Origin of the sequence: Yoonia sp. I 8.24 (assembly GCF_022096995.1) — a bacterium.
Lineage (GTDB): Bacteria > Pseudomonadota > Alphaproteobacteria > Rhodobacterales > Rhodobacteraceae > Yoonia.
The window spans coordinates 33,193-43,525 of the sequence record NZ_JACXGQ010000014.1; the positions used below are offsets into that span (position 1 = coordinate 33,193).

The 10,333-nt window shown below is 58.2% G+C and carries 13 protein-coding genes; 8 read left to right on the top strand and 5 right to left on the bottom strand.

All coding sequences use genetic code 11. The annotated features are described in order from the left end of the window. Positions 1–39: 39 nt before the first annotated feature. Positions 40–558, bottom strand: coding sequence for a Crp/Fnr family transcriptional regulator (locus tag Yoon_RS17755; protein ID WP_238114145.1), 519 nt, complete (start codon positions 556–558; stop codon positions 40–42). A 67-nt stretch (positions 559–625) separates the two neighbouring features. Here Yoon_RS17755 and Yoon_RS17760 point away from each other — a divergent pair, with 67 nt between their 5' ends. The 7 genes from Yoon_RS17760 to Yoon_RS17790 all read left to right on the top strand — a co-directional run bounded on the left by Yoon_RS17760 (position 626) and on the right by Yoon_RS17790 (position 5,308). After that, the gene (locus Yoon_RS17760) at positions 626–1,213 is read left to right on the top strand and encodes a hypothetical protein (RefSeq protein WP_238114147.1); all 588 of its coding nucleotides are present in this window, start codon (positions 626–628) and stop codon (positions 1,211–1,213) included. A 68-nt stretch (positions 1,214–1,281) separates the two neighbouring features. Continuing rightward, entirely contained in the window at positions 1,282–1,596 is a 315-nt protein-coding gene (locus tag Yoon_RS17765) for a hypothetical protein (protein ID WP_238114149.1), read from the top strand. A gap of 91 nt (positions 1,597–1,687) precedes the next feature. Then, positions 1,688–2,182 (top strand): DUF411 domain-containing protein, encoded by a 495-nt coding sequence (locus Yoon_RS17770; protein WP_238114151.1) that lies wholly within the window; start codon positions 1,688–1,690, stop codon positions 2,180–2,182. Beyond that, positions 2,179–2,643: a cytochrome c gene (locus Yoon_RS17775; RefSeq protein ID WP_238114153.1), complete on the top strand. Its 465-nt coding sequence runs from the start codon at positions 2,179–2,181 to the stop codon at positions 2,641–2,643. Before Yoon_RS17770 ends, Yoon_RS17775 begins: the two co-directional genes overlap by 4 nt. Further along, positions 2,640–2,984, top strand: coding sequence for a copper resistance CopC family protein (locus tag Yoon_RS17780; RefSeq protein WP_238114155.1), 345 nt, complete (start codon positions 2,640–2,642; stop codon positions 2,982–2,984). Before Yoon_RS17775 ends, Yoon_RS17780 begins: the two co-directional genes overlap by 4 nt. 3 nt (positions 2,985–2,987) lie before the next feature. Next, positions 2,988–3,866 (top strand): copper resistance D family protein, encoded by an 879-nt coding sequence (locus Yoon_RS17785; protein ID WP_238114157.1) that lies wholly within the window; start codon positions 2,988–2,990, stop codon positions 3,864–3,866. Positions 3,867–3,880: 14 nt separating this feature from the next. Further along, complete coding sequence (locus Yoon_RS17790) at positions 3,881–5,308, top strand: multicopper oxidase family protein (RefSeq protein ID WP_238114159.1); 1,428 nt, start codon at positions 3,881–3,883, stop codon at positions 5,306–5,308. Positions 5,309–5,334: 26 nt separating this feature from the next. Here the strand turns inward: Yoon_RS17790 and Yoon_RS17795 are convergent, their stop codons facing one another. Then, positions 5,335–5,607 (bottom strand): metal-sensitive transcriptional regulator, encoded by a 273-nt coding sequence (locus Yoon_RS17795; RefSeq protein ID WP_238114160.1) that lies wholly within the window; start codon positions 5,605–5,607, stop codon positions 5,335–5,337. Positions 5,608–5,814: 207 nt separating this feature from the next. Here Yoon_RS17795 and Yoon_RS17800 point away from each other — a divergent pair, with 207 nt between their 5' ends. Continuing rightward, complete coding sequence (locus tag Yoon_RS17800) at positions 5,815–6,603, top strand: glutaredoxin family protein (RefSeq protein ID WP_238114161.1); 789 nt, start codon at positions 5,815–5,817, stop codon at positions 6,601–6,603. A gap of 370 nt (positions 6,604–6,973) precedes the next feature. Here Yoon_RS17800 and Yoon_RS17805 read toward each other — a convergent pair whose 3' ends face one another. From Yoon_RS17805 to repC, 3 genes are all read right to left on the bottom strand, one after another. Further along, positions 6,974–8,206: a type II toxin-antitoxin system HipA family toxin gene (locus Yoon_RS17805; RefSeq protein ID WP_238114162.1), complete on the bottom strand. Its 1,233-nt coding sequence runs from the start codon at positions 8,204–8,206 to the stop codon at positions 6,974–6,976. Further along, a complete protein-coding gene (locus Yoon_RS17810; RefSeq protein ID WP_238114163.1) occupies positions 8,206–8,610 on the bottom strand; it encodes a helix-turn-helix domain-containing protein in 405 nt (134 codons plus the stop codon). The genes Yoon_RS17805 and Yoon_RS17810 overlap by 1 nt, the downstream gene beginning before the upstream one ends. A 333-nt stretch (positions 8,611–8,943) precedes the next feature. Further along, complete coding sequence (repC, locus tag Yoon_RS17815; protein WP_238114164.1) at positions 8,944–10,236, bottom strand: plasmid replication protein RepC; 1,293 nt, start codon at positions 10,234–10,236, stop codon at positions 8,944–8,946. Between the last annotated feature and the right edge of the window lie 97 nt (positions 10,237–10,333).

Here is a 10,333-nt window from a genome sequence, read left to right on the forward strand (position 1 = left end):
GGTAAATGGCCTTTTTTCACTCGTTTCTCCACGCATGGTCTATCTTCTACGGAGTGCCAGCTCACGATATAGGGCGGGCGGCGACACACCGATCTGGTCAGCGACCCTGATCCATTCGCCTTTGGCTGGCGTTCCATGAATGTCTAGCCAGGCGTCCAGCCTATCTGAGACGCGTCGCAGGCGCATAATTTCGATGCGTGATCTTTGTGCCTGAAGCTCTCGGGCGTGGGTTTCGATGAGGCTCAAGGTTGCCGCTGGTCGATCCTTTAGCGCAGACAGAAAATCTTCACGCCGAATGACTGCAACTTGTGAGGGCGTCCGAGCAACTGCGTCGCAATGATAGGTGTCGGCGAATAGCGACGCCTCGGCCAGTGCAGAGCCTGCCTTGGCGCAATGCAAGGTCAGCGATGTCCCGTCTGTCAATGGTCGTTCGAGCGCAACCTCACCGGAGCGGACAAAGTACATCGACTTGATGCGATCTTCCCGCCGGAACAAAACCTCCCCCGGCTCAAGGGTGCGTAATTGCACTTCGTCGAATATATGCTGCCAACCAGACATGATAGAGATCATACGATCTTTCAGGTGCATCCGCTAGGGTGCGATGAAACTCAGGCGAGGGATAACAATGAGATTGAAAGTGATACTGGCCGCGATGGTCGTTGTGGGTGGTGCAGCCCTTACCGTGGCACAAACGCTGCACACCGATCATGACGCAGGGATGGATCATGCCGCACATGGTCAGGTTGGCAATGCCGGTGGGAGAGTTCTGACTGAACCTGGACAGGGCGCTTTTGCGGCGCTTTCAGAAGTGGTGCGGGTGCTGGAATCCGATCCCGATACAGACTGGTCTCGGGTCGATCTGGCGGGCTTGCGGGCGCATCTGGTCGATATGGACCGGCTGATAACGGATTCAGTAGTGACGGAAACGGACCTGCCGAACGGGTTGTTGATGATGGCGACGGGCGATGCGGAGTCGATTGCCACTCTGCGCCGTATGGTTCCGGCCCATGCAGCGCAGCTCGCAAGGGATGATCGCTGGACTGTGGACCCGTCCGAAGTCGAAAACGGCGTCGAACTGCGCGTCACAAGCGACGATCCCGCCGTGGTCGCCCGGATCACGGGATTGGGCTTCTTCGGGTTGATGGCAAGCCAGGACCATCACCGCGAACATCATCTGATGATGGCCCTCGGGGAAGACGCGCACGCGCATTGATGCCCGCGACAGGACGCATGGTGGCTTGCGGCTTGCAAATACCCACATACCCCATGTAGGTATATCGTATGTGTTTGATCCGATTTCTTCTTGTCATCACGGTCGCGCTGTCCACTTCGCTTTCTGGGGCGATGGACGCGAGCCATACGGCTACTGTGAAGCATGACCAAGCAGCCATGGAGGAATTGGTGGACGATCAGCCGATCTGCTGCTTGGAAACCACCGAACACACTCAAACCTGTCATGCTCTTCTCGCGCTACTTCCTGGCACGGGCCTGTTTGAAGCCGCCCCTGCGAGCAGCGAGGATGTGATCATAGGCCCAGGCCTGCTTATGACGGGCATCAAGCCCTCCGGTCCGCTCGATCCCCCCCGTCTGGTGTGATGCGACCCGCGTCCCTCTGGACGTGGTATATTCATTGCAATCACACCATAGCGGGCTTTGCCCGTGCGTATTCCTGTCGAGAGGAAAAGACATGAAACCTATCAAAACATTACTCGCCTTCGCCCCTGCCGCAGCGCTTTCGCTTGGCATTGCTTCCTTTGGCGCAGTGGGCATGGCCCATGCGGATGACCATTCCGCCATGACCGATCATGGCACCATGCACGTGACCAAAAGCCCGACCTGCGGTTGTTGCGGTGCGTGGGTCGCACTCGCCCGCCAGGAACGCTATGACATCGAGATTACAGACACCGGCGATGTGACCAGCGTAAAGCTTGACAACAATGTGCCTGGCACGATGTGGGCCTGCCATACAGCAACAATCGACGGCTATGTGGTCGAAGGTCATGTGCCGTTCGCTGCCCTCGCCAAACTGCTCGAAGAACGCCCTGAGATTGATGGGATTGCGGTCCCCGGAATGCCCAGTGGCTCCCCAGGAATGGGGAATGATCCGACCGCGCGGTATGACGTAATGGCCTTCGGCGGCGAGGCCGGTGAGGGCGAGGTCTTCTATCAGGCCGGTCTGTGAACAGGATCGCGGCACTCGGCCTCGGGGCAGTGGTTCTGGCTGGAGCCGCTGCCCTCAACTTCGGGTGGGGGACCTCCGCACCGGCCCAAACCGTGCTGACACCTTCGGACCCAGACGTGGTGGCGCTTGGACAATCAATCTACTCTGAGAACTGCGCGTCTTGCCACGGTGCGAACCTCGAAGGTCAGTCAAACTGGCGGTCGCCCGGACCAGACGGGAGGCTACCCGCACCGCCGCACGACGCGACCGGTCATACGTGGCACCATGATGGCGACACGCTTTTCCGTCTGACCAAATACGGGACTGGCGCTCTGATCGGCGATCCCGACTACGCAAGCAACATGCCCATCTATGAGGGCGTTCTGACGGATGACGAGATCATTGCCGTCCTCAGCTACATAAAATCGAAATGGCCGCAGGACGTCCGCGAGCGTCACGACCAAATGGAGAACAGACGATGAAGCAGATAATTCTAGCCTTAGCGGCCACATTGGTGACGGCGACAGCCGCGCTCGCACACTCGAAAGCTGAAGATACGACCCCGGCTGCCGGCGCGACCGTTGAAACCGTCGAGGTTATCGAACTGCGCTTCGATGATCCGATGCGTGTCACGGCAATCGCTCTGGTCGGTCCTGACGGGGAACTGGCCATCACCCGCGAAACCGGCCTCGATCCAGTGACGGAGTTTCGAGCCATGCCGAACGAAAATATGCCTGCCGGGGCCTACACTGTAGATTGGCGCGGCTTGTCCTCTGACGGCCACCCGATGCAGGGCAGCTTCGACTTCACAGTGGTGGACTGACCGATGGACGGGCTGGCCCCCATAGACGGTTGGGCGCTTCTGGCGATCTTCGCGAAAGCCGCCGGATATGCGGCGGCGCTGGTCGCGATGGGCGGGCCGCTTTTCGTCGCGACCTTCCGGTCCGCGCCGGGTGACGTGCTGCGCCTAGCCCGGCAACTCGCCGTCAGCGCGGCGCTTCTCGGTCTTGTCGTGCTGGCGCTCCGGTTTGGAATCCGGTCGGCCCGTATTTCTGGGATGGGTCTTGAAGGCGCTGTCGATCCCATGATGCTCGGTCTTGTCTGGGACAGCCCACTTGGCACGGCGGCGCTCTGGCGCGGGGCAGGTGAACTGCTGATCCTCGCAGTGTTGATCGAAGGTACAATCGGTCTGGCGATAAGCCTTCTGGGCACGCTGCTGGTGGCCGTGTCTTACACGCTGGTCGGCCATTCTCTCGGTGATCCCCGCTGGCTTCTCGCAGCTCTTGTTGGCGCGCATCTGCTGGCCGGGGCGTTCTGGGTAGGCGCTCTTGCACCCTTGCACCGCGCGGCGGGGCTGCATGACGGCGCTGCCCTTCTGCACCGCTTCGGCATCATTGCCAGCGGAACAGTGGCGGTCCTCGTTCTCGTCGGCCTCACCTTTGCCTGGCTGATGATCGGTTCGTTCGGCGGTTTGTTCGGGACGGCCTATGGCTGGACGCTCATCGCCAAGCTCGTCGTCATCACCGGTCTTCTGGGGCTGGCCGCAAAGAACAAGCTCCGGCTCGTGCCCTCTCTTACTTCCAACGATTCTTCTGCCCCCGACAGGCTGCGTCGCTCGATCCGCATGGAAATCATAGCCGTCGCCTTGATCCTGCTGGCGACCGCCACACTGACCTCGATCACCACACCCCCGGTGAACCTATGACTGGAAATTCCATTATGTCCCTATCTTCACGACGCACATTTCTGACTGGCGCTGCCGCCCTTAGCGGAACGGCGCTTTTCCCCCGCTTCACACTGGCCGACACCGCCCTACCGATCCTGCGAGCCAGACTGTCTACCGCGCAGCTCGCGCCAATCGGATATCCGGCCACGCCAGTCTGGGCCTACGCGACAGAGGGCGCTGGCGTGATCCCAGGTCCGGAAATCCGCGTCATGGCCGGTGAGCGCATCCGGCGTCAGCTCGTCAATGATCTTCCTCAGCCAACAGCCACTCACTGGCACGGTATCCGCGTTGAAAATGCAATGGATGGAGCCGCGCCGCTGACGCAACCGCCCGTTCCACCGGGTGAAAGTTTCGACTATGACTTCGCGGCCCCCGATCCCGGCACCTACTGGTATCACTCCCACGACAGAGGTTTTGAACAGGTGGCACGAGGGCTGGCCGGTCCTTTGATCGTGGAAGATCGGGAACCGTGGCTCGGCGAGCCAGGGGCCGCAACTCGCGAACTGACACTGGTTCTAGATGACTGGCTGCTTGATGCGGACGCCGCGATTGTCGAAGACCGGTGGGACGACCTGCACGCCGCCGCCCATGGCGGAAGAATGGGCAATACGGTCACCGTGAACGGCGCGGCCTATCCCGATCTGGACATGCGACCGGGCGAGCGCGTGCGGTTGCGTCTCATCAACACGGCCACGGCACGCATCATGCCCTTAGCCTTGCCGGGTCTCTTGCCGCGCCTTATCGCTCTGGACGGGCATCCTGTTCCACCGCGCGAGGTTGACACGATGCTGCTGGGACCGGCGCAGCGCGCGGATGTGGTGATTGACATGCCTCTGGACCCAGAAGTCCGGACAGTCTTGCTTCTCGATCCCGGCAATGGGGAATGGGTTGATGTCGCGGCCTTCGTTGCGGCAGGTGAACCTCTTGCACCTATTGAAGTTGAGCTGCGGCCACTCCCAGCTTGGGGAACACTTCCGGCCCCAAACCTCGCCGATCCGCAGCATGAGGTTCTGCTGATGGAAGGCGGAGCAATGCGTGGGATGCTCGACATCCGATACCAGGGCGAGGTCATGGACTTCCGCGAGCTGGCGTCAAACGGTATGGTCTGGGCCTTCAACGGGGTGGCGCATGGGATGAATGAGCCGATGTTTCGCGCGGCCCTTGGTCGAACAGTGCATCTGGAAATGACCAATCGCTCCATGTTCCCGCACGCGATCCACCTGCACGGCCATCACTTCGAAATTCTGGCGCGTAGTGGTGCCCTGAACACGCCAGGCGATGTGCGCGATACGGTTATGATCGGCGCTGACGAAACTCTAGAAATCGCCTTTGTTGCCGACAATCCGGGGCGGTGGATGTTGCACTGTCACATGCTCTCGCATCAGGCGGCGGGTATGATGGGCTGGTTCGAGGTCGCGTGACAGGACGATAAGAGCAAATGCCAGCGCTATCGCGACGCTTTCTGCAATAGCCCGATCAGCTCATCGAACTTGGCGCGCTGCTCCTCCGGGTCACCACTCGCGATTGCGGATTCAACGCAGTGTTCGGCATGGTTTTCCAACACTAGTTTTTCGACGCCAAGTACGGCCGACCTGATCGCGGCCGTCTGCGCGAGAATGTCCATACAGTAGCGGTCACTCTCGACCATCTTGGCGACACCCCGCACCTGTCCTTCGAGCCGCGACAGGCGGTCCAGCGTTTTTTCTTTGTTAGCCTTCATGCGGCTGCGCTCCCTTTTTGCGGAACCATTACCTAGCAAGTTGCTTATATACCCTATAGGGGTATATGGGGAGACAGACAATGGTACGTCGCGACGAGACTATAACGGTTTCCCCGTGCGCGCACCACGATAGCAAAGCCAAAACTGTTAACGACAACACGTTACCCGCCCCCGCCGAACTCATTGCCAAGATATAGGATACTCATCATGCCGAAAGACACCCGCGTTGTTGCAGATGTAACGACTGATCCCGTTACCGACGCGACCGGAAAGACCGCCGTGCTTTACCGCATGTCCTTGCCGGACCATCTGTGTCCCTCTGGGCAGAAGGCGCGCTGGCTATTGAAGTCAAAGGGCTACGATGTCGATGACCGCGTCTTTCGCACCCGGCCCGAGATCGATGCATTCAAGGAAGAGTACAGCGTTTCGACCACCCCACAGGTTTGGATCGAAGGCAAACGCATTGGCGGCTATAGCGATCTGCGCGAGTTGCTGACCGGCTACGACCCGAAAGCGACAACCTATTCACCCGTAATTTACCTTTTCGCTGTTGCCGCTGCGACAGCGCTTGCGCTGTCTATCGGTTTTCTTGGCACTCTCTCTTGGCAGACGCTCGGTTGGTTCATCTCGGTCTCGATGATCCTGTTGGGAATGCAGAAGCTCCGCGACATCGAAGGCTTCACCACGATGTTCCTCAACTATGATCTGCTTGCGCAGAAATGGGTGCCGTATGCATATGTCTACCCTTGGGTGGAGACCGGGGCTGGCATTCTGATGACGGGCATGTTGCTCACCCCGCTCGCTGCCCCGGCGGCGCTCTTTATCGCCACGGTCGGCGCGATCAGCGTGTTCAAGGCGGTTTACATCGATAAACGAGAGCTGAAGTGCGCTTGCGTCGGCGGGAACTCGAACGTGCCCCTTGGCTTCGTCAGCTTGACTGAAAACCTGATGATGATGGGGATGGGGATTGCGATGCTGGCGCTGGTAATTGATTGATGCTGATTGACCGGTAAAAAGAACCGCAGTCCACAGGTTGGGACAAAAGTCTGAAGATCTATCGTTTGCGGCGTAGGCAAACTTTCAATCGACAACACAGTAGGTCGGTTGTGTCCCGCGTCCCGCTAGCGTGAGCTTATTGCAGCGAAAGGACGGCTAGAGTTTGGTGCTTGAAAGCGGATTTCAATGGCTGCTCTGGTGAAACCCGCCGCACTACAAAACGTACTTCGCTGCTACCGCGAGCAAATGCTGCGTCAGCAACATGCCGAAACACCAATGTCGGGAAAGTCCGCACCTTACCAGTTCGAGCACAGTGCAGCGAACGGCGGGTGTAGCGATAAGGCTCAACCCTTATATACTACGCTGTCCCCTACAAGCCGAGCGCCGTCTCCATTCTCTCATGTTCAAATGCGGGGGCGCATCGCTTCAGCGCAGCCCCAGTTAGGCCATGCTGGCGGAGTGTTTCGCCCCAGATCGTTACAATCGTGTTGGCCATGTTTTTCGCCATATCTTTGGCATCGGCTTCCGCGATGTCAAAGAAAGGTGCGGCATCAATCACCGCTTCCACGGAGGGCTCAAAACCGTGAACGTCACTGATCCCAGTTTCGAGTGTAGGTTGCCTGCGTGGCTGCGGGTTGACATCAAACATCGGTGACAGACGCCAGCGGTTTTCACGGACATAGAGAAGACCATGATTTTTGAGATGGTCATCAGTGTTTGTGATCAGCACTGTGAACAACAGGCGTTGCCATAACTCCCGAATATCCCTTTCCGGCAAGACGGACATTTGCCGCAAAGCATCCACAATGTCGGTGTAGTAGCCGTAGGCCGACCCTTTCTTGCCCAAGGCCGTGCGGGCCGACATATAGGGCAAGCGACCATCAGCCCGACGATCAAAGCGCTTAATGAGGCCAACCGGATGTTGGCTGGCGGCCAGTTCAAGTCGCGCCTCCGGTGTCCGAATACCTACCGCGCGGGCCATTTCAAGTGTGGCGATTTCCAACCGTTCTACTGGCCATGTGTCATCAATTGAGGTGAACTTCGCAATCCAGAGGTCTGCACCATCCTCAACATTGGCTTTGGGACGCGCACCACCAAGCGAACCCGCCGCGCCGACAAGATCACGCGCTTCGGCATCTGCGCCTTCCGGATCCCGTTCATACCGCGCTGCGATCGCGCGCAGTTCTTCAATGTTGGCCAGGCGTGGCACAGGAGGTTGATCCGGATGGAACAACTCACCGTCCTCATTGAAGAACCGCAATGTCCCGTGGCGAGCCCTATCATCGGCCGCAACCAAATAGTCGAATTCCGTGGCCCCCTCCCCGTGCACGCGGCGAATGAGTTTGCGCCCCCAACTATCAGGCGATGTGTCTGTGAAGGGCCCCGCCAGGACATCTCGACGGCGGCTTTCGCGCCCCTCCGCCGAGAAATGGAATGGCGCACGACTGCGCGGCATGTCCGGGGCAAGATCAAATCCTATCGGGTTTTCAAGCCATCTCTCGTCATAGATGAACGTCGAATGTGATCGGCGGCCATCAGTTTCGAAAATTAAGCGCCCGACAGGGATACAGGCATTCCCAAGTACCACAGAAGCTTCTGGCATCAGAATGCTGTCCCTTCATCGTCATCAAGCCCAGTTGACCCCCTCGACGAGACTCTCAGGTGATCGGGAATGGTCTCTGTACCCTTACCGGTCCGCATGGATGCCGATGAGCCGCGCTGTCGGATGCGTTCCGGGAGTTTCTCACGGTCTAGTCCGATGCCAGTCGAATCTGAGGCTGGATCGGCAATCTCGGCCAGACGGTCCAGCATGCCCAAAGCCAGAAGCGCCATGACAAAGGTCTCAAGCCGGACACCACCATCGCCTCGCTCCAGCTTCGCAAGGGTCTTATCGCTGACGCCAATCCGGCTACAGAAATCCGCAACCGACATGCGGCGCCTTTTGCGCGCGGTCTGGATATCGCGACCAAGTTGCGACAAAGTGGATTTGACTTGCAATGAGCTCAAAACGCTCTCCAAGGGTTACATCGGACATTGATCCGATTTATAGCTGTTAAACCGGACTTTTATCCGGCATAAGGCGTAGTCTTCAAAAAATCAAGGTTTTCCACCTTAGCTCGACTAAAACTCCGATCTAAGCGATATAAGAAGAATTATTATCCGACTTAGAGGCTCCATCCTAGAAATGTACGACTGACATGGGCCGTGTTCCCTCCCCTGCCCTATGATCGATCGCATAGCCCTCGGGCGGGCTCTCGACTAGCTCCGATCTATCTTCAACAAGTGCCGCAGTTTCACTGTCCAGCAAAGCCGCGGATATCAAATGGCCGTCCACCCATATCACGCTGCGGCCCCGCTCAACCGGCCAAAGAAACTTCGCTCGAGATGCAACTCCCCTGCTCCGGCCTTCTCGACCATACCGCGCAGATATCCACCTGGTGACGCAACTTCACCCGTGCTGTGTTTCTCAAAGACCAACACTAAAGCGACCGTTGCCACCTGTTTGCCCAGCATTTCCTGCGCAGTGTTCCATGCATGCTCAGAAATACCGATCATAGGCCTGAGCTGCCCTGCAACCCGGTGTAAATCGCCCCAATCCTTCAGGAATCCACCCATACTGCGCGCCCAAGAAGCGAACTCGGGACAAGCTTGCATGATTGTTGGCAGATCGACCGCTGTCCGCTTTTTGCGAACCTCAACAACCCAGTCTTCTAACGCACTATCAACCCGCTCCTCCGGTGGCGCATTGGGCACCACGCTCGCCGCTTCCTCTTTTTCTGAGGAATTACTAATTACAGGAATGAGTTGTTTTGTAACTAGTATATGAGGGCCGGAAATGACCTCCCTGGGGTTCATTTGTTGAGTCTTCTTGGACACTTGTTCAACATCACCAGGGCTGTTTTCCACAACTTCTTCCGGCTGGACTGCTTTGAGGTAAGCAGTTTCCACACATTCCTGAAGCTCTTTGAACCACGACAGCAGGCCCATAAGCCGGTCCGATCCTTCGTTTCGGCGTGGCAAACGGCCAAGAAGGTCCTCGAAGAGACCGGTAAACTGCACCCACGGGCCGCTGAGCGCCCCGCTCAAGGCTGCTTCTATACGTGCGCGGATCATGCGCCGAGCGACCGTGATTTGGCGCTTCAGCCGCCGGCACAGCTCTCGTTCGGCCTGCAACTGGGCGTGCAACTGCTCAAATTCGTCCACACGGGCCGACAATGGTGACAGGTCGAAGCCATAGGCCTCAACGATAACTCCCTCAGCGTCTCTCTTGCCCCATCGCTTCCCATTGGGGCTGTCTTTGAAGGCAATGGCCCCTGCCTCCGCTAAGCGCCGTGCATGGCGCTTCAGAGCGGAGAGCGAGAAGCCTGTCTGTTCCATCAGATAGGCGTTGGACGCCCAAACGATGGGCCGCCTGCCCTCTTCCCAGTCCTGAGCCTGTGTGAAGGCTCCAAGCGTGTCCAGGAGCATCATATCACTAGCCTTGAGGCCGATATGTGCTCCAACGCGCTTTACCGCAATAAATGCCCTAGTTTTGGGTACAGCTACCCGTTCACCAGCTTGGGCAAGTTGCTCTGCAACCCCAAGACCAGGTGTCGGCTTGCGCCAACCGGTCGGTCTTGCTGTGTTAGCCATACCTTTCCTGTTCTGAGACACGCATGCCTCAGTGGCTCCATTCGGAGCATCGCCAAAATTCTCCATAATATGTCAGCGGACAAACATTTCCCGTTCA